This window comes from Mycobacterium sp. NGS51, from assembly GCF_059812525.1.
The window spans coordinates 182,730-205,442 of sequence record NZ_JCALCV010000007.1 but is presented as its reverse complement, the minus strand read 5'-3'; the positions used below and the strand labels follow the sequence as shown (position 1 = coordinate 205,442).

Sequence of the window (22,713 nt, the reverse complement as noted above, 5' to 3'; positions counted from 1 at the left end):
TTGTGAGCTGGTGGATCACTCAGGTCGAGCGGACGCTGACCGAAGAGGTGCCGGCGACGCCGGAGCAAGTTCGCGACTTTTATGTGGATCTGAACAACATCAGAACAGTGCACCCGCTGGTCGTTGCGGTACGCACGACACTGCATCGCGAAACCGACGACGGCTACGAACAGGTTTACCGGGTGAGCGATCGAATCCCGCTGGGGCGGTTGAATCTACGTGTCAGTTACTGGGCACGGCTCCAGGTTCCCCGCCGGGGCGATGTGATCACCGAAGCGCGGCAGTTCCCGCGGGTTCGCCTGGGGGGCCGGGTGTCCTTTGAGTCGACGGCTACGGGCACCCGCGTCATCGAACGCATCCAGATCGCGGCGCCCCGCCCACTGGCCGCGATCACCACGCGGGAGGCAGTCAATGCGCACATCGCGATGCTGGCAGGCATCCGCGACCACTTTCAGTCAATGGCCTGAAACGCCACCCGCAGCTCGCGCTTCAGCACCTTGCCGTAGCTGTTCTTCGGCAACTGTTCCACCACCACATAGCGCTTCGGGCGTTTGAAGCGCGCGATGCGCTGCAACAGATGTGCATCGAGTTCGTCGGCGTCTGCCGAGCCGACGACGAAGGCGACCACGATCTCGCCCCACTCCGGGTCCGGTGCGCCGACGACGCAGGCCTCTGACACGGCGGGGTGCTCCAAGAGCGCCTCCTCCACCTCGCGCGGATAGATGTTGCTGCCGCCACTGATCACGACATCTTTCGAGCGGTCACGCAGCGTGAGGCAGCCTCGCTCATCGAACGAACCCAGGTCACCGGTATGCAGCCAGCCGCTCTGCAACGTGTCGCGAGTGGCTGCCGCGTCGTTCCAGTAACCGGACATGACGACGTCGCCGCGGCAGACGATCTCACCGATTTCTCCGGTATCCGCGGGCGTGCCGTCGTCGCGCAGCACCGCGACTTCCATGCCCGACCGCGGATATCCGACCGAACCCAATACCGCGTCGTCGACCATTTCGTAGTCAGTGCGGCGTAGGCCGGTGATGGTCATCGGGGATTCGCCCTGGCCATAGATCTGCGTGAAGATCGGCCCGAACGCCGCCATCGCCTTCTTGATGCCCTCCACGTACATCGGGCCACCGCCATAGATGATCGTTCGCAGCTCACTCGGGCGTGCGCGGCCCGTGTCAGTCAGCCGCTGCACCATGGTCGGCGCGAGAAACGCGCTGCAACCCGGATGGTGGTCACAGAGATCCAGGAACTCGTCGGGGTCGAAGCCGCCGCTTGCCGGCACTACTTGGCGGGCCCCGCGCAGGACGTAGGCCGGGATGTAAAGCCCGGAGCCGTGTGACATCGGCGCTGCATGCACCAAGCTGCAATCCTCGTCGGGGCTGTCGATGTCGGCGAGGTGGGCCAGAGTCATCGCGGTCAGGCTGCGGTGGGTGAGCATCGCGCCCTTTGCCCGGCCGGTGGTGCCGCTGGTATAGAACAGCCAGGCCAATGCCGATGGATCTGTGTTCGGCGGCGTCGCGGCTGCAGCCGCTAACCGGTCCGAATAGCCTTGGCTACCAACCGTTTCGATGGGAACATCGCTGCTCGGAGCAAGCTCGGCTGCGATGGCTGCCGAGGCGAAAACCTGGCAGATGCCGCCGTCGTCGAGAATCTGCACCATCTCCCGCGGGTGCAGCTTGTAGTTGATCGGGACAGCGATGCACTCGGCGGCCCAAATCGCGAATAGCAGTTCGACGATCTCCGGACGGTTTTCACTGACAATCGCAATTCTGGTGCCGGATGGGCAGTGTGCCCGCAGCGAACCTGCCAGCCGCAACGCGCGTTGCCGCAGTTCTCGCCAGCTGCAGAAGCACTGTTCGCCGTGATAGACCGCCCCGCGATCCGGAAAGTGCAGCGCGGCTTGGTCCAGCAGCGCGAACAGGTTCACCGAGCCGTCCACTGCGAGGTCAGTGCGACGTCCGACAGGTATTTCGTGGAGGACCAGCCGCCGTCGACCACGATTGTCTGGCCGTTGATGAAACTGCCGCCGGGCGAGCACAAGAACGCGACAGCACTGGCAACGTCGTCAACCGTGCCCAGCCGCTGATGTGGCGTCATCTCGAGGTTCATTCGGCGGAATCGCTCGTCGGCCAGCCGCTGTTCGGTCATCGGCGTCTGGATCACCCCGGGCGCCACCGCATTGCAACGAATTCCCTGCGACCCGTACTGGCAGGCGATGTGGGTGGTCAGCGCGGTCAGACCGCCTTTGGCCGCCGAGTAGGGCCCGCCGCGAAGCCCGCCGACGACCGCGAACGTCGAGGTGATGTTGATGATGGCCGAGCCGGGCTGCATATGCGGCAGGACATCGCGGGCCAAGCGGAACGGCGCACGCAGCATCACGCCCAGGAAGTAGTCCAATGTCGCGTCATCGGTTTCGTGCAGCGGCGTGGGGCTGCCCACGCCGGCATTGTTGACCAGAAAGTCAATGCGCCCCCATCGGTCGACGGCGTTATCCACGATGCGGCGCGGCGCGGTGTCCTCGGTGAGGTCGACTGCAACGGTGGCGATCTGGTCCGGATTCCCGACGGCGGTGGCCAATTCGGCGAGCTTGTCGGCGTTTCGTCCCGTCGCCAGCACGGCCATGCCCATCTCGGCGAGTTTGGTCGCGCAGCCAAATCCGATACCGCCGGTCGCCCCGGTGACGATCGCAACCCGCATCTCACTGCTCCGTATTCATCAGCGCCGCCTTGATCTGATGCTTCAACACCTTGCCCGCGTCGTTTCGGGGTAACTGCGGCCAGCTGACCACTTGCTCAGGCGCTTTGAATGTCGCCAGCCCCTGCTGCTGCAGAAAGTCGCGGAGTGTGGCGACGTCGGGCTCGGGTGGATCGGAGGGCACGATGACGGCGCAGGCGCGCTCGCCGGTGCGATCGTCGGGAAGGCCCACGACGGCGACCTCGGCGATGCCGGGATGGGTGATCAGGATGTCCTCTATCTCCTTGGGCGCGATGTTTTCGCCGCTGCGGATGATGATGTCTTTGGCGCGACCCGTCACCACCAGGTAGTCGTCATCGACCCAGTGCGCGAGGTCGCCGGTGCGGAAGTAGCCGTCGGCATCGAAAGCCTCGGCCTCGTCGTCGGCATGCAGATAACCGATCAGCATTTGCGGCCCGCGTGCGCGGATTTCGCCGTCGCGCAGCGTGATCTCCGCGAAGCCGGCGTGGCCGTCGGTAACTGCGGCTTGCTGGGCGTTGAGTGGCGAGCCCACCGTGGTCACCGGGACCTCGGTTGAGCCGTATACCCGGGTGACGACGGCCTGCTCGAAATAGGCTGCGGCGCTCGCGATCAGTGGTGGCGACACCGACGCGCCACCGCACACGAACAGTTTCAAATCCGGTAGTCGGGTACCGGCACGCTGCGCGGCCACGAGTATCTGCTCCAAAAACGGTGTTGCGCCGGCAATGTGGGTACAGCGCTCGGACTGCATCAGCTGTACGGCGGCGTCGGCGTTCCAGCGGTCCATCAGCACCGCTGTGCTACCCAGTATCAGCGGGCATTCGAACGCGTAGATCGAACCGCCGACGTGCGCGATCGGTGAGGGCACCAAAAACGTGTCACCGGCACGCACCTGCCAGTAGTCACGGATCTGGCAGATCAATGCGTGCATCGAGTTATGGCTGTGCAGAACACCCTTCGGTCGACCTGCTGTTCCGGAGGTGTAAAGGACCATGCGTACGGCATCTGGGTTCAGTGCCGGGAGCGCGGCCGGTGATGTCTGATGGTGCAGCAACGACTCCAATGAGGTGTGAGCACTGTCGCCCCGCTCACGTACCGCGACCACCTGCGGGGGAGAATCTAACTGGGCCGTCACCCGATCCAGCATCGACAGATAGTCGTGGCGCTCGGACCCACTGGGCACGAAGACCATTCGACTGCCGCAGTCTTCGAGGATGAAGGCCAGCTCACGATCCCGCAGGGACGGCAGGATGGGGTTCACCACCATTCCGGCCATCGTCGCGGCCAGGTAGATGACCGTGGCCTCGTGCCAGTTGGGCAGCATGAACGACACCACGCTGCCGACCGGCATCCGCTCCACCATGGCCTGCGCCAGCGCCGTCGATTCGGCGTAGAGCGTCCGGCAGTCCAACCGAGTTTCACCGTCGACCACCACAATTCGGTACGGTGTGCGCTGCGCGACCTCGGCCAGCGAATCAGCCAGGGTGCCCGAGACCCACCACCCGCGGGCATACGCGTCGGCCGCGCGCGCGTCGTCCCGGCGGATCGTTCGACCAGCGATCAGTTCTGCGTTCACCAGACGAATCACCTTAGCCCCGGACACGTCGCATCGTCATCGAGTGACGAAAGCGCGCCCCCGGGTGGGTATTGATGGTCACCTGCGCAACATCGCCGTCCGACGTGGTGTAGGTGCGGTGCACTTCAAGCCCCGGTGTTCCGGCGGCGACACTGAGTTCGCCGGCCAATGCCGGTGAGATGAGCACGGCGGCGATCTCTTGGCGTACCTCGACGATGCTCAGCCCGAAAAGATCTTCGATCAGCGGGAAGATCGGACCGGTATGGCGTTGCAAGAGTCTGCCCACGGCGGCGAACGCCCGGTTGATGTAGTACTCGGTCCGGCAGACCGGGAACTCGGCGCCCTCCACCTGACGGAAGCCGTACACGGCCAGCCATTCTTCGCCGCTGATCAGGCCGGTCCGGGTTGCCAGGTCGCCGTCGATCACCATCATCTTGGTGGAATCGATGGCGAATTGCGCTCCCGTCGCAAACGCCAGCAGGTCGTTGATCGACACCACGTCTTGCATGTAGGAGTCCGAGGACGCCCGGGGCACGACGAGAGTGCCGGCTCGCGGCCGCGATGCGACGAGGTTGTCGTCCCGCAACCGTCTCAACGCTTCGCGGATGGTGTACCGGCTGACCGAGAACCGTTCGCACAGTTGGTGTTCGGTGGGAAGCTGCGATCCGACGGGATACACCCCGTCAACGATCTCTTTGCGCAGGGTCCGTGCGACCTGCAGATAACGATGGTCGGTTGGTTGCGCATCAGGCATGGTGGCCCACTCGGCGTAAGGCCAGCACACTGCCGTCGCCATCGGCTGACAGATAGAGCGTGCCGTCGGGTCCGGCGGCGATACCGGCGAACGGGCCCTGAGGGCCGGAGAACGGTGGCATGCCCCGCAGCGGTTTGGGCACCACACCCGCGGGCGCGCCGACCGGTAACTCAGCGGCGATCGTGCGACGGCTGCGGTCCTGGAGATCGAACGCGATCAGCGCTTTCGCGCCGGCGTCGACGACATACAGCTGCCGATCGTGCACCAGGATGCCCTGGGGCCGCTGTAGACCGTCCAGCACGGTGTCGGCGCGGGATCCGTCGAGCTTGACCACCCGCCCGGCACCCGCTTCCGAGACGAGGTAACCGCCGTCGGGTGCGATCGCCACACCGACCGGCTCGCGCAAATCGGAGCCGATCACCGCAATCTGGTCGCCGCGGATCGACAACACCCGTCCCGTTCCGAGTTCGGCGACCACGACGTCGTCACCGGGGCCGACCACCACGCCGTAGAGCTGATCGAATCCGTCAGCCAGCACTGCGGTTTCGCTGTCGGCCGGCCGGTACCGCGCAACCTGTCCACCCGAGGTGGTGACGACAAACTCACCCGGTGCCGTCGCCGTCACACCGCGCAGGAACCCCGGGTAGCCGGGGGTGAACAACATGCCGACGGTCCGCAAATCGCCGGCACAGCCCAACACATAGAAATACGTGCCGTCGGCGATGTAGAGCTCCCCGTCAGCGCCGACGGTCAGATCCAACGGCCAATTCAATCCGCCGGGCAACACGGTCTGCGTCTGGCCACCGTCGAGGACTTCAGTGATCTCGCCGGTGAAATTCGAAACGAACAGCCGATCGCCCACAAACGTCAGGTTGTCCAGGCCCGGGTTGAGCGTGGCCAGCACCGTGGAATCGCCGGTGCGCGGATCGATCCGCAGCACCTGGCCGCTGTGCACCTGAGTCGAGACGAGCTGGCCCTGGCCGTCGAACTTCACCGCATCCGGGACGCCGAGACCCGCGGCGACTCGCTGCGCCTCGCCGCCCTCGGGGTCGATCCGCCAGATCTCATTGGCGCCCATCACCGGGAAATACAGCAAGCCGTCCGGGCCGACCTCCATGGCATTGGGCGACGGCACATTCTCCAGCAGCACTCGCGGTGCACCGCCGTTGAGGTCGAGTTCCAGTAGCCGTCCCCCCTCGCGGCATTCGCCGATGAACAGCCGGCCCTGATCGAACGTGATGCCGTTGGCCGACGGGATATCGTCCCGCAACACTCGGGTGCGTCCGCCGGTGCTGCGCGCACTGACCCGGCCGTCCATGACCTCGGTGGCGTAGAGATTGCCGCCCGGGTCGAAGGCCACATCGTCGGGAGCAATGATGTCGCCGCCTTTGGCGCTGACGGTGCTCAGTTGCCCGGACCCAAGGTCGAGGGCGCTGATTTGGCTGCCGGTCACTTGCGCGATGTAGACCCGGCCGTCGGGGCCGGTGCGCAGGCCGTTGGCGCCGAACAGTCGACTCGGCGGCGTGAGCCGGTCCAGCGTCCAGCCTTCGGCGAGGCCGGGCACAGGACCGGCCGGATAGCGGCCGTCTTGCAACGTCATCGGCGATGTTCTCCCGGTAGTCGGTGGCTGGAAGGCTAGCAACCGCAATTGGTCCATACAAGAGGCCCGTTTGGTGAGCCCTAATGTCGCTGCTGTCCGGCCGAGGCGGCATTCGACCGTCATCCACCGGGCGTAAAACCGCATCCTTGACCGTGCAGCACGACTGATGAATCATGTTCTGCGTAACTTAGAATTAGATTCTCAATAGGTAGCGGGAGAAAGCATCTTGTCCAGACAATTGACGGTCAAAATCCGGCGAACTGGAGCGAGCTGACCATGGCCGTGAAGGTGTACGAGCGGATCCTCGACCTTTTCGAGGCAGAGGGCATCACCACGCTCTTCGGCATCCCGGACCCGAATTTCGTTCACCTGTTTCATGCCGCGGAAGAGCGCGGCTGGGATGTCGTGGCGCCCCATCACGAGGAATGTGCCGGGTTCATGGCCGACGCGGTGTCGCGGATGACCGGAAAGCCCGGCCTGTGCATCGGCACCCTGGGGCCGGGCCTGGCCAACCTGGCCGGATCAATGATGTGCGCAAAAGTCGAGAATTCGCCGGTCATCTTCTTGGGCGGTCAGCGGGCCCGCATCACCGAGCAGCGGGTGCGACGCGGCCGCATCCAGTTCGTCTCGCAGATCCCGTTGCTGGCGCCGTCGGTGAAGTACGCGGCCAGCATCGAATACGCCGACCAGACCGACGAGATTGTCCGCGAAGCGCTGCGCAGCGCACAGACGGGCACACCCGGCCCGGCCTACATCGAATACCCGGCGCACGTCATCCTCGAAGAACTCGACGTGCCGGCGCCGTTGCCGCCGGACGCCTACCGGCTGGTCAACCAGGGCGCGAGCGCGCAGATGGTCGACAAGGCGGTGGAGCTGATCAGAAAGGCCGATCAGCCGATTCTGTTGGTCGGCCACGCCGTGCAATGTGCCCGGGCCGGAGAAGCGGTGGAGGCGCTCGCCAAACTCGTGAATTGCCCGGTGATCCAGACGTCCGGCGGAACCGCGTTCATCAAGGGCATCGAAGATCGCACCTTCCCCTACGGGTTCTCGCCGTCGGCTGTCGAGGCGGTGGTGCAATCCGATCTGTGCATCGCTATCGGCACCGAACTCGGCGAGCCGGTGCACTACGGCAAGGGCCGGCATTGGGCCGCCAACGACGGCAGCAGGAAGTGGATCGGCGTCGAACTCGATCCCAAAGCTATCGGCGTGAACCGGCGCATCGACGTCCCGCTGGTCGGAGACCTGCGGGCAATCGTTCCGCAGCTTGTCGAGGCCCTCAAGGATTCACCACGCGGCGCCTCAGCCGAACTCGACGACTGGGTGGCGCGGGATGCCGCACGCATCGCAGAGCTTGGGAAATCCGCCCCGTCTGGAACACCGTTGCACACCGCACGTTTCGTGGTCGAAGCGACAAAGGTCTTCCCCCAGGACGGGATCTTGGTCCGTGACGGCGGCGCCACGGTCATTTTTCAGTGGACCTATTCGCAGGCCAAGCCGCACGACGTCATCTGGAACCAGAATTTCGGCCACATCGGAACCGGCCTGCCGTATGCCGTCGGGGCGTCGGTTGCCGACGGAAAAAAGCGGCCGGTCATGCTGCTCACCAGCGACTCATCCTTCATGTTCCATATCTCGGAACTGGAAACCGCTGCGCGCCTGGGTCTGCCACTGGTCTGCGTGGTCGGTGTGGACCACCAGTGGGGACTGGAGGTGGGCGTGTACAAGCGCACCTTCGGCCAGGGATCGCTGGAAACCGGCGTGCACTGGAGCAAAGATGTGCGATTCGACAAGATCGCCGAGGGCTTTGGCTGCCACGGTGAATACGTCGAACACGCCGAGGAGATCGGGCCGGCGATCGAACGGGCTTACGCCAGCGGCAAAGTCGGTGTCATCCACGTGCCGATCGACCCGAAGGTCAATTCCGAGGAGATGCCCAGCTACGACGAATTCCGGACCTGGTACGCCGAAGGAACCCAGTGATGCGTGAATACCTCAAGCTCTACATCGACGGCCAGTGGGTCGAGCCGGCCGAGCCGCGGACCGTCGACGTCGAAAACCCGGCCACTGAACAGGTTTGCGGGCGGGTAGCGCTCGGCTCAAGCGCTGATGTCGACCGGGCGGTCGCGGCGGCCCGGCGGGCTTTCACCAGTTGGTCGGTAACCAGTAAAGAGGAAAGGCTCGACGTTCTGGTTCGGATTCTCACCGAATACCAGCAGCGCGCTGACGATCTCGCCTCGGCGATCACCGAAGAGATGGGCGCACCGGCCGCACTCGCCGCCGGTCCTCAGGTCGGGTTAGGACTCGGGCACCTGAACACCGCCATCGACGTGCTGACGTCGTACACTTTCGAAGAGCAGCGCGGTGCGACGCTGATCGTCAAGGAGCCGATCGGCGTTTGCGGCCTGATCACGCCGTGGAATTGGCCGATGAACCAGGTTGCCGTCAAAGTCTTCCCAGCGCTGGCGACCGGCTGCACGACAGTGCTCAAGCCCTCGGAGATGGCACCGTTCTCGGCTCAGATCTTCGCCGAGATCCTGCATGCCGCAGGCGTTCCCGCCGGCGTGTTCAATCTGGTGCAGGGCGACGGCCCGGGCGTGGGCGTGGCACTTGCCGGTCATCCCGATGTGGACATGGTGTCGTTTACCGGCTCGACCCGCGCCGGCATTGAAATCGCCCGTAACGCTGCGCCCACCGTCAAGCGCGTCACCCAGGAGCTTGGTGGGAAGGGACCCAACATCGTTCTCGATGACGCGGCCTTCGCCGAGCATGTCAGCGCCGGCGTCACCAGCATGATGGGTAACTCCGGGCAAACCTGCAGTGCGCCGTCGCGCATGCTGGTGCCCAACACCCGGATTGCCGAAGCTATCGATATCGCCAGGGAGGCCACGTCGAAGCTCACCGTCGGCGACCCCGCTGGAGATGCCGCGTTGGGTCCGGTGGTTTCCGGGGCCCAGTACGAGAAAATCCAGGCGCTGATCCAGAAGGGTATCGACGAGGGCGCCACCCTGGTCACCGGCGGCACCGGACGCCCCGACGGACTGGAAACGGGCTACTACGTCAAGCCAACGGTTTTCGCCGAGGTCGGCAACGACATGACGATTGCCCGTGAGGAAATTTTCGGGCCGGTGCTGTCGATCCTCGGCTACGACAGCGTCGACCAGGCCATCGAGATCGCCAACGACACCGATTACGGTCTCGCCGGCTACGTTGCCGCCGACGATGTCGAGAAGGCTCGGGCAATCGCGCGCCGGCTCAAGTCGGGCTGGGTGGTGATCAACGACGGGTTCGATTTCCACGCGGGTTTCGGCGGCTACAAGCGCAGCGGCAACGGACGCGAATGGGGCGAGTTCGGCTTCGACGAATACCTGGAGACCAAGGCGATCCTCGGCTACGCACCGGAAACCGCCGGCTGAAAGCAAGCCATGGGTAACCTCCTGAATCTTGAGGGCCGCATCGTCGTGGTGTCCGGCGCCGGCGGTGGTGGCATCGGCACCACCGTGACCGCCATGGCCGCCGAGACGGGAGCCACGGTGGTCGCGGTGAGCCGATCGAAGGAGAATCTCGATCAGCACATCGCACCGCTGGCACGACAAGGCCTTTCGGTGGTGCCGGTGGCCGCCGACGCGTCGACCGACGACGGCATTGCCACAGTCATCGACCAGGTGGGTTTCATCCCGGGCGAGCTGTATGGGCTTGTCAATGTCGCGGGCGGCGCGGCGCCGTCGACGTGGATGCCGTCGACCCGGGTGAGCCGAACCGATTGGCGAGAGCTGTTTGCCGCCAACCTCGAAACCACGTTCTTCATGAGCCAGGCGGTGGCTGCGGAGCTGAAGAAACACAGCAGGCCCGGTTCCATCGTCTCGATCGCCTCGATCAGCGGCATGAACACCGCGCCGTTCCACATCGCCTATGGAACGGCCAAGGCTGCGGTGGCGGCGATGACCCGCACCATGGCGGTCGAACTGGCAGCCGACGGCATCCGGGTCAACGCGGTCGCGCCGGGTGTCACCGAGACGGCGGCATCACGCACCTACGTCGACGACGATCCAGACCGCGATCGCCGGGCGATCGCGATGGGGCGGCGCGGTCGGCCCGAGGAACAAGCCGGCGCCATTCTGTTTCTGCTGTCCGACCTGTCGAGCTACATCACCGGGCAGACACTCCTCGTCGACGGCGGCCTGAGCCTCAAATGGAGTCATCTCGACGCGGACAACACGTCCCTGTTCCTCAAGGACGAATCGTTCCGCGCAGCGATAAAGCGCTGGGACGACGCATGATACGAGTTCGAGAAGCGAGGACGCAGTGACGACCAACGGCGAAGAGCTATCCGCGCCCGTGACGATCGGCGTGGACGCCTACATCTCGGAACAGTACGCGCGGGCCGAGCGCGACAAGCTGTGGCGGAAAGTGTGGCTGCAAGTCGGCCGGGTCGAGGAGCTGGCAGAGGTAGGCAGTTACCTCACCTACGACATCCTCGACGATTCGATCATCGTAGTGCGTACCGGGGCGAGCGAGTTCAAAGCCCACCACAACGTCTGCATGCACCGCGGCCGCCGGCTGATCGACACTCCACCGGGCGCGAAGAACGGCTGTGGGCGCACGCGAAAGTCGTTCGTCTGCGGGTTCCACGGCTGGACCTACGACTTGGACGGCGCCTGCACCTACATCCGCGAGCAACCCGACTGGCAGAACGCGCTGACCGCCGACAGCACCCATCTGGCAAGCGTGCGGGTCGACACCTGGGGCGGTTGGCTGTGGATCAACATGGATCCCGAGTGCGAGTCGCTGATGGACTACCTGCATCCGGCCGCGAAAATCCTCGACCCGTTCGGCTTGGAGAACATGCGCTACAAGTGGCGCAAATGGCTGCAGTTCGACTGCAACTGGAAAGTCGCGATGGAGGCCTTCAACGAGACCTACCACGTTGCGGCAACACATCCGGAGTTCAACAAGTTCGGCGAATTCAAAGGCTGGGCCAAGGCGCAGGGCAAGCACAGCAACATCGGTTACGACGCTCCCGAAGAGCTCGAGGCGACCAAGTCCAAAGTCCGGCTGGGCACCGGCGCGGACCCCCGGGTGTCGACCGCCGAGATGCAGCTCTACACCCTGCAGGAAACCAATGCCACCACCACTCAGACGCTGGTGGATGCCGCCCTGCGGTTGGTCGACGAGTTGCCCGAAGATACCCCGGCCGATCAGGTCCTCGAACACTGGTTGTCGTCGGCGCGCCGTGACGACGCCGCCCGCGGTGTGGTTTGGCCGACGATCCCGCCCGACATCCTGGGACAGAGCGGAACCGCATGGCAGATCTTCCCGAACTTCCAGATCGGCCAGGGTCTGACCAGCGCACTGTGCTACAGCGCCCGCCCCGACCCGAGCTATGACCCGAACAAGTGCATCTTCGAAGTCGCGGTGTTCGAACTCTTCCCGAACGGCCAAGAGCCACAGACCGAATGGGTCTACACGCCGGTTGGTGACCCGAACTGGCTCAGTGTGCTACCGCAGGACTTCTCCAACATGGCCGCGGTCCAGCAGGGCATGAAATCTCTTGGCTTCCCCGGCACCAAACCCAACCCGTATCGCGAACGCAGCACGGTCAATCTGCACTACCAGCTGTCGAAGTACATGGGCACCGGCGAACCAAAGGAGCTCGCGTGACCTGCGAGTCGACAGACACCCCGGATGACATCGACATCCCGGCGCTGCGCGAAAAGTATCGGCAGGAGCGCGAGAAGCGGCTGCGCGCCGAGGGTTCCAAGCAATACATCGAGCTCGAAGACGACTTCGCCGGCTACTACGAAACCGATCCGTATACGCCGATCACGCCCCGCGATCCGATCAGTGAAGAGATCGACGTCGCGGTACTGGGCGGCGGCTTCGGCGGTTTGCTCGCGGCCGCCCACCTGAAGAAGGCCGGCGTCGACGACGTCCGGATCGTCGAGCTGGGCGGCGACTTCGGTGGCGTCTGGTATTGGAACCGCTATCCGGGCATCCAGTGCGACAACGAATCCTACTGCTACATCCCGATGCTCGAAGAGCTGGACTTCATGCCCTCGAAGAAGTTCGCCGACGGCGCCGAGATCTACGAGCATTGCCGGCGCATCGGCAAACACTTCGGACTCTACGATTCCGCGATCTTCTCCACCCAGGTGCGCGCGCTGCGCTGGGACGAGGAGCTCAAGCGCTGGCGAATCAACACCAACCGCGCTGACGACATCCGCGCGCGCTTCGTCGTGATGGCTTCGGGCCCCTTTCACCGGCCCAAGCTGCCCGGCATCCCCGGCATCGAGGACTTCAATGGCCACAGCTTCCACTCGTCGCGTTGGGACTACGGCTATACCGGCGGGGACACCACCGGTGGACTGGACAAGCTGGCCGACAAACGCGTCGCCGTCATCGGCACCGGCGCCACGGCGATTCAGATCGTGCCGTTCCTGGGCCGCCATGCCCAGCAGCTGTATGTATTTCAGCGCACGCCGTCGTCGGTTGACGTGCGCGACAATGCGCCAACCGATCCCGAGTGGGTGAAGTCCCTGCAGCCGGGCTGGCAGAAGGAACGGCAGCGCAACTTCCACTCCTGGACATTCGAAGGGATGGCACTCGGACAGCCCGATCTGGTCTGCGACTTTTGGACCGAACTCGGTCGCAATACCGCGGCACGGGTACTGGCACTGGAGGATCCGGCGTCGATGACTCCGGAGCAGTTCATGGCAATTCGGGAGGAAGAAGACTACAAGGTCATGGAGCGGCTGCGGCGTCGCATCGACAGCATCGTCGAAGACCCGCAGACTGCCGAGGCGCTCAAGCCCTACTACCGGTTCCTCTGCAAGCGGCCACTTTCCAACGACGAGTATCTCTCGACGTTCAACCGGCCCAATGTGACCCTGGTCGACGTCTCGTCGTCCAAAGGGGTGGAACGGATCACCCATAACGGGCTGGTGGCCAATGGCGTTGAGTACGAAGTCGATTGCATCATCTACGCCAGCGGCTTCGAGATCACGACCGAGCTCAGTCGGCGCTACTCGATCGATGCGATCGAAGGCCGCGACGGGTTGTCGCTGTTCGACTACTGGGATCACGGCTACAAGACACTGCACGGGATGACCAGCGCGGGTTTCCCCAATCAGTTCTTCACCGGCTTCACCCAGGTGGGCATCTCCGCCAACATCGCCGCCAACTACGAGCTACAGGGCGAGCACATCGCCTACATCATCGCCGAAACCCTGGCGCGCGGAGCCACAACGGTAGAGCCGAGCCATGCAGCCCAGGACATCTGGGGGAGGACGATCCGCGAGACCGCCATTGACAACTCTGCGTTCGACGCCCAATGCACGCCCGGCTACTACAACAACGAAGGCGGCGGCGGGGGAGAAGGCATCCGGTCACACCTCGGCGAACCCTATGGACCCGGCTTCTACGCCTTTGGTGACCTGTTGGCGCAATGGCGCGACAAGGGCGATCTCGACGGCCTCATGCTGGGAATGTGAATGGCTGAACTGAGATTCGACGATCGGGTGGCCGTCGTCACCGGCGCCGGCCGCGGATTGGGCCGCGCCTACGCCCTGCTGCTGGCGAGCAGGGGCGCCAAGATCGTCGTCAACGACACCGGCAGCAGCTTGACCGGCGACGGCGCTGATTCTGGCCCCGCCGGTGGGGTGGTCGACGAAATCCGGGCAGCCGGCGGCGAGGCCGTGGCCTGCACCGAATCGGTGGCAACCGCCACCGGCGGCCAAGCCATCGTTGCGGCGGCACTGGAGCGCTACGGTGGCATCGACATTCTGATCCACAACGCGGGCACCGTTCGTCGGGCATCACTAGCCGAGATGACCTACCAGGACTTCGACGCCGTGCTGGATGTCCACTTACGGGGGGCCTTTCATGTGGTGCGGCCCGCCTTCCCGCTCATGCGCGACGCGCACTACGGACGCATCGTGTTGACATCGTCGATCGGCGGGCTGTACGGCAACCACGGCGTCGCCAATTATGCCGTCGCCAAGGCCGGCATCATCGGCCTATCCAACGTCGTCGCGCTCGAAGGAGCCGCGGACAACGTGGTTTGCAACGTCATCGTCCCGTCCGCGGTCACCAGAATGGCTGAAGGCCTGGATATTTCGGCCTACCCGCCGATGGATCCCAAGCTGGTGGCGCCGGTGGTGGGGTGGCTGGCTCACGAAGCCTGCTCGATCACCGGGGAAATGCTGATCGCCATCGCGGGTCGGGTAGCGAAGGCGGTCATCAGCGAGACCCCAGGCGTATACCGACCGTCGTGGTCGATCGAGGACGTCGGCGACCAGATGGCCGCCATTGGCGAGGCAGCCGCGCCGGTGACGTTTCCGGTGGTTCCGGACGGCCACGTCGATCACATTCGCTACAGCTTCGCGATGGCACTTCCGGCGACGATGCAGGCCGCGCAGCGGCCTGAGGAGAAGCCGGACAATCAAGCCCAAGGAGCGCGTCATGCCTAGCGCCAACAACCGGACCGGTCCGCTGGCCGGCGTGCGGGTCGTCGATCTGACCGCGATGGTGATGGGACCGTATTGCACGCAGATCATGGCCGACATGGGTGCCGACGTGATCAAAGTTGAGCCGCCGGAAGGGGATAACACCCGCTACATCTCGGTCGGGCCCGAACCGTCGATGAGCGGCGTGTTCGTCAACGTGAACCGCGGCAAGCGCAGCGTCGTGCTCGACCTGCAGTCACAGCCCGGAAAGTCAGCGCTGCAAGCGCTGGTTGCGACCGCTGACGTGTTCGTTCACTCGATGCGGTCCAAGGCGATTGCCCGGCTCGGGTTTGGTTACGACGACGTGGCTGCGATCAACCCCGCCATCGTCTACACCAACTGTTACGGGTATGGCCGGCGCGGGCCGGACCGGGATTTACCCGCCTACGACGACACCATCCAGGCGGCCTGCGGACTGCCGGCCGTTCAAGAACAACTGACCGGTGAGGCCAGCTATGTGGGAACCATCATGGCGGACAAGGTTGCCGGGCTGACGGCGCTCTACGCCACGATGATGGCCCTGTATCACCGCGAACGCACCGGTGAAGGACAAGAAGTCGAGATCGCCATGTTCGAGACGATGGCGTCATTCATGCTCGTCGAGCATGCCAACGGCGCGATGTTCGATCCTCCGCTCGGCCCGGCGGTCTATCCCCGCACGGTGGCGCCCAATCGGCGGCCGTACCGAACCAGTGACGGGTATGTCGCGGCGCTGATCTACAACGACAAGCACTGGTCGGCCTTCATCAACGCGGTGCGACCGCCGTGGGCCGACTCCCAATACGCCACGCTCGAGCGGCGTGCACGTCAGATCGACACCGTCTATGCATTGGTGGCGGAAACACTCAGGGAGCGGACAACCGCCGAATGGTTGACGCTGTTCCGGGAACTGGAGATACCCGCGGCGCCGCTGAGTGCCCCCGCCGACCTGTTCGACAACCCACACCTGAGGACGGCGGGATTTTTTCAGACGGTGGAAACGCCACATGGGCCGGTGCGTTTTCCCGGTGTGCCCACTTGGTTTTCGCGTACCCCGGGCCGGGTCACCGGCCCCGCCCCCCAACTGGGTGCCGACACCGCCGACGTGCTCGATGAACTCGGCCTGGCCGCCGACGCCAAATAGCCTCGACCGCATCCTCGCGTTGACCTGAACTGGACGTTGAGGCCACGCGTGTCATTCCCGTGACGCGCTGCCGTCGCACCTAAACTGACCTTGATCCAGCAGGGAGGGGCAGCGACGTATCAGCGCCAACGACGGCACCGACGAGGCAGGCAGTCGGCGCGTAAAAGGGGCCAGCAACCGACCGGCCGGGGAAAGCCCTGGGCCGGTTCGTTGTGCTGAGCGGCCTCGCTGGGTTGCCCCAATCCGGCGCGCCGCGCGGCTGGCGAGTATGCGCGGTAGCGATCGCAGCCGACGAGAACAGCGCCGCCCGGGAATTCCGGCGCTGGACGGCCTGCGTGCGATAGCAGTCGCATTGGTGCTCGCCGACCACGGCGGCATTCCCGGATTGGCCGGTGGGTTCCTGGGCGTCGATATCTTTTTCGTGCTCAGTGGCTTTTTGATCACCTCGCTGCTGCTCGACGAGCTCGGCCGAACTGGCCGTATCAGCCTGGGCGACTTTTGGATTCGGCGGGCACGACGGCTATTGCCGGCGCTGGTATTGATGGTGCTGGCCGTCGCGGTCGCCCGGCATCTCTTTCCGCCCGACGCGGTCACCGGGCTGCGCGACGAGGCTGTCGCCGCATTCTTCTGGGCGGCGAACTGGATGTTCGTTGCGCAGCAGACCGACTATTTCACCCAGGGCGCACCGCCCTCACCCTTGCAACATGCCTGGTCGCTCGGTGTAGAGGAGCAGTACTACATCGTGTGGCCGCTGCTGCTGATAGGGCTGGCGGTGATATTGGCGGCGCGCGCACGCCGCCGAGGCAGGTTGGCCACCGTGGGCGGCGTTCGGCTGGCCGTTGTCCTGCTCGCCACGGCCGGCGCACTGACATCTGCGGCCCTCGCCGTCCTGCTCGCCTCGGATGCGTCACGCGACCGGGTCTATTTCGGCACCGACACCCGGGCGCAGGCGCTGTTGACCGGCGCGGCCGCGTCGGCGCTTCTGGTGGGCGATTGGTCGTCGCTGAACCGCGGTTGGTCGCTGATCCGGACCCGTTGGGGCAAATGGGCCGCCCGACTGTTGCCGGTGATCGGCCTTGCCGCGTTGGCGGTAGCCGTCCACTACGCGACCGGCAGCGCCCAAGAGTTTCGCAAGGGTCTGCTGGTCGCGGTGGCAGTGGCCGCCGTCCTGGTCGTCGCACCGGTGGCATTGGACCAGCGCGGGCCCGTTGCAACCGTGTTGTCTTGGCGCCCCCTGGTGTGGCTGGGCACCATCTCCTACGGCGTTTATCTGTGGCACTGGCCGATCTTTCTCGTGCTCAATGGCGAGCGGACCGGCTGGTCGGGGCCTGCGCTGTTCGCTGTCCGGTGCGCAGCCACGGTGGCGTTGTCGGCCGCATCCTGGTGGCTGATCGAACAACCGATCCGCAACTGGCGACCGCTGCGGGTGCCGCTACTGCCACTGGCCGGAGCTACCGCCACCACCGCCGCCGCGGTGACGATGCTGGTCGTTCCGGTCGGTGTCAAAACCGGCGGAGTTTCTGATAGCGGCCTGCCGCCCGGTATTTCGTCCGTCGCGGTCGTTTCGCCGTCACCGCCGGGTGGCACCCGACCCGCGCGCGCAGTCGCGCAGCGAGACCCGCACCGGCCATTTACCGTTTCGGTGTTCGGTGACTCGATCGGCTGGACGTTGATGCACTACCTTCCCCAGACGCCGGGCTTCGATTTCGTCGACCACACCGTCATCGGCTGCAGCATGGTACGCGGCGGCCCCTACCGGTATCTCGAACAGACCCTCGATCAAAAAAGCGAATGCGAATCGTGGCCGAGCAGATGGGCCGCCCAGATCGCCGAGGACCAACCGGATGCCATCTTGCTGGTCGTCGGGCGTTGGGAAACAGTGGATCGGGTGAATGAGGGACGTTGGACCCATATCGGTGACCCGGCATTCGATGCCTATATCGTCGGTGAGTTGGATCGCGCAATCGGCATTCTCAGCTCCACCGATGCGCCGCTGACGGTAGCTAACCTGCCCTACAGCCGCCAGGGCGAAAAGCGGGACGGTAGCCTGCATCCAGAGGATCAGCCCGAGCGGGTGGACCAATGGAACGCATTGCTGCGCAGCACTATCGGGCAGCGTGCCGGTGTCGGAATCCTCGACCTGAACAAGAAACTGTGCCCCGAAGGCGTCTACACCGCCAAAGTCGACGGGATCCCGGTGCGTAGCGACGGCGTGCACCTGACCGCCGAGGGCGTCGAGTGGCTGATCCCGTGGCTCGAGGAATCGCTGCGGTAGTCGCTACTCAGCTAGGTACGGCAGCTGATCTCCATGCTGCCGGACTCGCGGGCCAGGAAGTTGACGCTCACGTAGCCGTTGTCCGGGTTTCGCACGTGATCCAGGTAAGGCTGGGTGTCGGCCATGTCGGTATTGTCCGCAACGAGAAGGCTTCCCGGTGACAGCTGTGGTTCTAGCAGCTTGACCACCGGCAGATAGAGCTCCTTCCATCCGTCGAGCAAGACGAAATCGACAGGTCCGTCGAGGCTCTTCAGTGTCTCGAGCGCATCGCCGTCCAAAACAGTGATCAGGTCGTCTAACCCCGTTTCGGCGAAAGTCCGCTTTGCCGTCGCGATCTTGCTGACACTGAGTTCGGTTGTGACGACTCGGCCGACGCCGTTGTCGCGCACCGCCGCCGCCAGGTGAATCGCCGAAATGCCGAAAGACATCCCGAATTCGACAATGGTCGCCGGCCGGGCCGCCCGCACCAGTGCATACAGCAGCCGCCCTGCCTCCGGTGTCACCGGGATGTAGAACTCGCTCATCGCGTCCGCGCGTTCCTGGGCGCCGGCGGACTGCCCGAAGTCGCCGCGGCGTTCGCGCAACGTGGGCAGCTGATCGCTGGCCGCCGTGTACATCCGGTCGAGAGCAGCCGCGACTCCGGGATTTTGCAGGGTAGTTGCCATGGCCACGAGCGTAGGCGACACCTTTTTCGCCCTCCGTTTGACGGGCACCGGAGTTGGTGCCACCATGGAACGGCAGCATCTCGGTAGGTGAGGCGTCTGCACGGATATAGGCCACTGACCCCGAACGTCGAGAGACGCCCCGGGTCAGGACAGCTCTTCCCGGCTTAAGGGTTGAGCCCAAGTGGCTTCCGGATGGTGGTCCGGATACGCCGTGCAGTGCCGAAGCTCCGACGAGAGGGATGCGCGTCCGCGGGTTTTCCGTCGGGCGTTCTTTCCTCGCTGTGCGTGCACTGTAGCGACACCCGCGTGTGTCCTGGCCGTGAGGAGGTGAGGGCGAGATGAGTCCCAGCGATAGTCCTTATCCGTATTCGATATCCATTTCGTCCCGACCCGGTCGCGGCATTCCTGCAGCCTGAGCCTCCCCCGTGGGGGTCTACTCCAGGCCGCCGGACAGCCTGAGGTCCGGCCGGGCTACCGGCAGGAGAAGATCATGGCATTTGTTGTTGCACACCGTATTTCGCCCATGCTGCACGCCAGCCGGCGGGCGACCGCTCGGTGGCGGGCTCGCCGCAACCTGACCCCGCAGGAGCGGGCGAACCTGTATGTATCGCGGATGGCCCCGGCCGTCATCACGGCCTCTTTGGGTGGGCATCCGTCCCACGGCAACGCCTGCTGACACGTCGAATCGCACCGGCTACGGCGGCAATTGAAGCCGCCGGGTTAGCGCGCTGCCTGCAACTCAGCTGATCAGTTCTGCCAGAAAGGGAGACGGCGATGACGTCATCCTCCACTGAGGTACGCCGCGACACCGGCGCCGCGGTGGCCGTTGAGACCGCTGCGCTGGACTCCGCGCATGTCGGCGACATCGTCGGCGCGTTCGGCCGTATCGGCCACCACGACAATGGAATTCGGCACAGCCGCTGGCAGCGGCTGCGAACGCTGATGGTCATCAGCGGACCTGGGTTGATCGTGATGGTCGGCGACAACGATGCCGGCGGCGTCGCGACGTACGCGCAGGCCGGGCAGAACTACGGGATGGGCCTGTTGTGGACTCTGGTGCTGCTGATCCCGGTGCTCTACGTGAATCAGGAGATGGTGCTGCGGCTAGGCGCAGTCACCGGCGTCGGCCATGCCCGGCTGATTTTCGAACGGTTCGGCAAGTTCTGGGGCGCATTCAGCGTCGGAGATCTGCTGTTGCTCAACGCGTTGACCATCGTCACCGAATTCATCGGTGTCGCATTGGCTCTCGGTTTTCTGGGCTGCCCGAAAACCGTGGCGATCCCGGCCGCCGCGGTGTTGCTGTTCGCGGTGGTGGCCGGCGGCTCGTTTCGGCGGTGGGAGCGGCTGATGTTCGTGCTGATCGCAGTGAACGTCGTGATCATCCCGATGGCGGTGATGGTGCACCCCACGCTGGACACCACCGCCCGCGGACTGGTGCCGCAGTTCCCCGGTGGAATGGACTCCACGGTGTTGCTGCTGATCGTCGCGATCGTGGGCACCACCGTGGCGCCGTGGCAGCTGTTCTTTCAGCAGTCGAATGTCGTGGACAAACGCATCACGCCCCGCTGGATCCGTTACGGTCGTGCGGATTTGATCCTGGGCATTGTCGTGGTGATGGCCGGAGCGGTAACGCTGATGGCTTGCACCGCATTCGGGTTCGCCGGCACCAAGCATTTCGGGCACTTCACCGACGCGGGCGCGGTCGCGTCGGGCCTGTCACACCACGTCGGCGGCACGGTCGGGGTGCTGTTTGCGATCGTGTTGTTGGACGCGTCGCTGATCGGCGCCAATGCGATTGGGTTGTCCACGACCTACGCCATCGGCGATGCATTCGGCAAGCGGCACTCCCTGCACTGGAAGATCTCCGAAGCGCCGCTGTTCTACGGTGGCTATGCCGCCATCCTGGCGGTTTCGGCTGCCGTCGCGTTCAGTCCCGACCATATCCTCGGTCTGATCACCCAGGGTGTGCAGGCGCTCGCCGGCGTCTTGTTGCCGTCGGCGACCGTCTTCCTGGTCCTGTTGTGCAATGACCGGCCGGTGCTTGGCCCCTGGGTAAACAGTGTGCGGCAGAACATTTTCGCGTGGACGACGGTGTGGTCTTTGGTGTTGCTGTCACTGGCGTTGACGGCCTCGACTCTTTTCCCGGGCCTGCCCACTGCTGTGCTGAAGGCCGGCTTGCTGGTCGGCGCGGTAGCCGGGGTTTTAGGCGGCGCGACGGTGATCGCTATTGCGCGCCGTTCCGCCGATCGACGCACCGCGGAATCGGTGGCAGCCACGTTCGGTGGGCTGAGCACCGGCGAAGTCGAGGAGCTCGACGACATCGGTACGCTGACGCGCGCCGAACGGAACGCCGTCCATCGTGCGTACCGCGCGAACTGGCGCACACCGGCATTGACGACGCTGGCGCGTCCGGTCATGTCACCGGCCAGGAGGGCCGGGTTATTCACCCTGCGCGCCTACCTGGTGGTCGCGGTGGCGTTGGTCGTCGTCAAAATCGCCCAGGCGGGTATGGGCTGAGCAGCGCTCGGGACGCATCGCGCGGGGTCATTGCTGCGGCAGCAGCACAATCTTGCCGTGGGTATGCCGCTTTTCGAGCTGTTCGTATGCCTCGGCGACCCGGTCGAGGGGATAGGTCGATGCGATGTCGAAGTCGATCGCACCGCTGACGACCAGGTCCGCCATTTCAGCCAATACCGCCCGTGTCGACGCGTCCATGCTGCCTTCGGTTTTCGCGCCGACTTCGGCTGCCTTAGCGAACGAAATGATGGTTTCGATCCGCTCCGGTGCCACACCGAGATCGACGGCCAACTGGACATAGTCTGGTCCGAACAAGTCGATGAACGCGTCGATTCCGTTGGGCGCGGCGTCTTGCAGCCGAGCGGCCAGCCCCTCGCCATATCGGATCGGAGTGACACCGTGGGTGCGTAGCCAGTCGGCGTTGCGTTCCGAGGCGATACCGAGCACCTGCGCTTTGCCTAACACCAGCAGTTGTACGACCAGGCTGCCCACTCCTCCGGCAGCCGCAGACACCGCAACGGTTTCACCCGGTTGCGGCGCGACTGCCCGAACGGCGGCATAGGCGGTCACACCAGCGACGTACAGGGAACCGGCGATTTCCCACGATAATTCGGTGGGTTTGGGGATCAACTGGTCCACCGGGACGACGGTGTGGGTGGCCTGGCTGGATCGGCGCAAGCTGAAGCCCAGCACCTCGTCACCGAGCGCGAAGTCGGTCACCCCGCTTCCCAGACCGGCCACCACCCCGGCCAAGTCACTGCCTTGGCCGGACGGAAACGTCGCGGGGAACATCTCATGCATTGCTCCGACCCGGATGCCGGCCTCGCCCGGGTTGATCCCCGCGGCGCGCACTTCGACGAGCACCTCGCCGTTGTCCGGCGACGGCATATCGATCTCGGCCACGTACAACTCTTCGCACCCGCCGTAGCGGTCGAAACGAACAGCGTGTGCCTTCTCAGATGGCATCGTGGACTCCTGCCTGAC

18 protein-coding genes and 1 riboswitch are annotated in these 22,713 nt (G+C 64.8%); of the genes, 11 read left to right on the top strand and 7 right to left on the bottom strand.

The window, feature by feature from the left end:
- Window positions 1-2: 2 nt before the first annotated feature.
- On the top strand, window positions 3-467 hold the full coding sequence (locus AC5Y5W_RS11400; RefSeq protein WP_500009493.1) for an SRPBCC family protein: 465 nt from the start codon (window positions 3-5) through the stop codon (window positions 465-467).
- Here AC5Y5W_RS11400 and AC5Y5W_RS11395 read toward each other — a convergent pair.
- Genes AC5Y5W_RS11395 through AC5Y5W_RS11375 form a run of 5 tightly spaced genes read right to left on the bottom strand, consistent with a single transcriptional unit; the run spans window position 452 to window position 6,648 of the window.
- Entirely contained in the window at window positions 452-1,942 is a 1,491-nt protein-coding gene (locus AC5Y5W_RS11395) for an AMP-binding protein (protein WP_500009492.1), read from the bottom strand. The genes AC5Y5W_RS11400 and AC5Y5W_RS11395 overlap by 16 nt on opposite strands.
- Window positions 1,927-2,700 (bottom strand): SDR family NAD(P)-dependent oxidoreductase, encoded by a 774-nt coding sequence (locus tag AC5Y5W_RS11390; protein ID WP_500009491.1) that lies wholly within the window; start codon window positions 2,698-2,700, stop codon window positions 1,927-1,929. The genes AC5Y5W_RS11395 and AC5Y5W_RS11390 overlap by 16 nt, the downstream gene beginning before the upstream one ends.
- 1 nt (window position 2,701) lies before the next feature.
- Complete coding sequence (locus tag AC5Y5W_RS11385) at window positions 2,702-4,264, bottom strand: AMP-binding protein (RefSeq protein WP_500009572.1); 1,563 nt, start codon at window positions 4,262-4,264, stop codon at window positions 2,702-2,704.
- A gap of 43 nt (window positions 4,265-4,307) precedes the next feature.
- A complete protein-coding gene (locus tag AC5Y5W_RS11380; RefSeq protein ID WP_500009490.1) occupies window positions 4,308-5,090 on the bottom strand; it encodes a GntR family transcriptional regulator in 783 nt (260 codons plus the stop codon).
- Entirely contained in the window at window positions 5,041-6,648 is a 1,608-nt protein-coding gene (locus AC5Y5W_RS11375) for an SMP-30/gluconolactonase/LRE family protein (RefSeq protein ID WP_500009489.1), read from the bottom strand. The genes AC5Y5W_RS11380 and AC5Y5W_RS11375 overlap by 50 nt, the downstream gene beginning before the upstream one ends.
- Before the next feature lie 276 nt (window positions 6,649-6,924).
- On the opposite strand from AC5Y5W_RS11375, the gene AC5Y5W_RS11370 reads away from it, so the two are divergent.
- The 8 genes from AC5Y5W_RS11370 (at window position 6,925) to AC5Y5W_RS11335 (ending at window position 18,547) form a co-directional block, all read left to right on the top strand.
- Window positions 6,925-8,628: a thiamine pyrophosphate-binding protein gene (locus AC5Y5W_RS11370; RefSeq protein WP_500009488.1), complete on the top strand. Its 1,704-nt coding sequence runs from the start codon at window positions 6,925-6,927 to the stop codon at window positions 8,626-8,628.
- The gene (locus AC5Y5W_RS11365) at window positions 8,628-10,061 is read left to right on the top strand and encodes an aldehyde dehydrogenase family protein (RefSeq protein ID WP_500009487.1); all 1,434 of its coding nucleotides are present in this window, start codon (window positions 8,628-8,630) and stop codon (window positions 10,059-10,061) included. Before AC5Y5W_RS11370 ends, AC5Y5W_RS11365 begins: the two co-directional genes overlap by 1 nt.
- 9 nt (window positions 10,062-10,070) lie before the next feature.
- Window positions 10,071-10,925, top strand: a complete 855-nt coding sequence (locus AC5Y5W_RS11360) for an SDR family NAD(P)-dependent oxidoreductase (RefSeq protein ID WP_500009486.1) — start codon at window positions 10,071-10,073, stop codon at window positions 10,923-10,925.
- A gap of 25 nt (window positions 10,926-10,950) precedes the next feature.
- Window positions 10,951-12,306 carry an aromatic ring-hydroxylating oxygenase subunit alpha gene (locus tag AC5Y5W_RS11355; protein ID WP_500009485.1) on the top strand — a complete coding sequence of 452 codons (1,356 nt, stop codon included), beginning with the start codon at window positions 10,951-10,953 and terminating at the stop codon, window positions 12,304-12,306.
- Entirely contained in the window at window positions 12,303-14,135 is a 1,833-nt protein-coding gene (locus tag AC5Y5W_RS11350) for a flavin-containing monooxygenase (RefSeq protein ID WP_500009484.1), read from the top strand. Before AC5Y5W_RS11355 ends, AC5Y5W_RS11350 begins: the two co-directional genes overlap by 4 nt.
- On the top strand, window positions 14,136-15,113 hold the full coding sequence (locus AC5Y5W_RS11345; RefSeq protein WP_500009483.1) for an SDR family NAD(P)-dependent oxidoreductase: 978 nt from the start codon (window positions 14,136-14,138) through the stop codon (window positions 15,111-15,113).
- Window positions 15,106-16,272, top strand: coding sequence for a CaiB/BaiF CoA transferase family protein (locus tag AC5Y5W_RS11340; RefSeq protein WP_500009482.1), 1,167 nt, complete (start codon window positions 15,106-15,108; stop codon window positions 16,270-16,272). The genes AC5Y5W_RS11345 and AC5Y5W_RS11340 overlap by 8 nt, the downstream gene beginning before the upstream one ends.
- A 241-nt stretch (window positions 16,273-16,513) precedes the next feature.
- Window positions 16,514-18,547, top strand: coding sequence for an acyltransferase family protein (locus tag AC5Y5W_RS11335; RefSeq protein WP_500009571.1), 2,034 nt, complete (start codon window positions 16,514-16,516; stop codon window positions 18,545-18,547).
- A gap of 11 nt (window positions 18,548-18,558) precedes the next feature.
- On the opposite strand, the gene AC5Y5W_RS11330 is transcribed toward AC5Y5W_RS11335, so the two are convergent.
- On the bottom strand, window positions 18,559-19,212 hold the full coding sequence (locus AC5Y5W_RS11330) for an O-methyltransferase (RefSeq protein ID WP_500009481.1): 654 nt from the start codon (window positions 19,210-19,212) through the stop codon (window positions 18,559-18,561).
- Window positions 19,213-19,284: 72 nt separating this feature from the next.
- Window positions 19,285-19,458, top strand: a riboswitch (M-box (ykoK) riboswitch).
- A 244-nt stretch (window positions 19,459-19,702) separates the two neighbouring features.
- Between AC5Y5W_RS11330 and AC5Y5W_RS11325 the strand changes: the two genes are divergently transcribed.
- Both AC5Y5W_RS11325 and AC5Y5W_RS11320 read left to right on the top strand, forming a co-directional pair.
- The gene (locus AC5Y5W_RS11325; protein WP_500009581.1) at window positions 19,703-19,888 is read left to right on the top strand and encodes a hypothetical protein; all 186 of its coding nucleotides are present in this window, start codon (window positions 19,703-19,705) and stop codon (window positions 19,886-19,888) included.
- A 98-nt stretch (window positions 19,889-19,986) separates the two neighbouring features.
- Window positions 19,987-21,729 carry an NRAMP family divalent metal transporter gene (locus tag AC5Y5W_RS11320; RefSeq protein WP_500009480.1) on the top strand — a complete coding sequence of 581 codons (1,743 nt, stop codon included), beginning with the start codon at window positions 19,987-19,989 and terminating at the stop codon, window positions 21,727-21,729.
- A gap of 27 nt (window positions 21,730-21,756) precedes the next feature.
- Here AC5Y5W_RS11320 and AC5Y5W_RS11315 read toward each other — a convergent pair whose 3' ends face one another.
- The gene (locus AC5Y5W_RS11315; protein ID WP_500009478.1) at window positions 21,757-22,695 is read right to left on the bottom strand and encodes an NADP-dependent oxidoreductase; all 939 of its coding nucleotides are present in this window, start codon (window positions 22,693-22,695) and stop codon (window positions 21,757-21,759) included.
- Window positions 22,696-22,713: the final 18 nt, after the last annotated feature.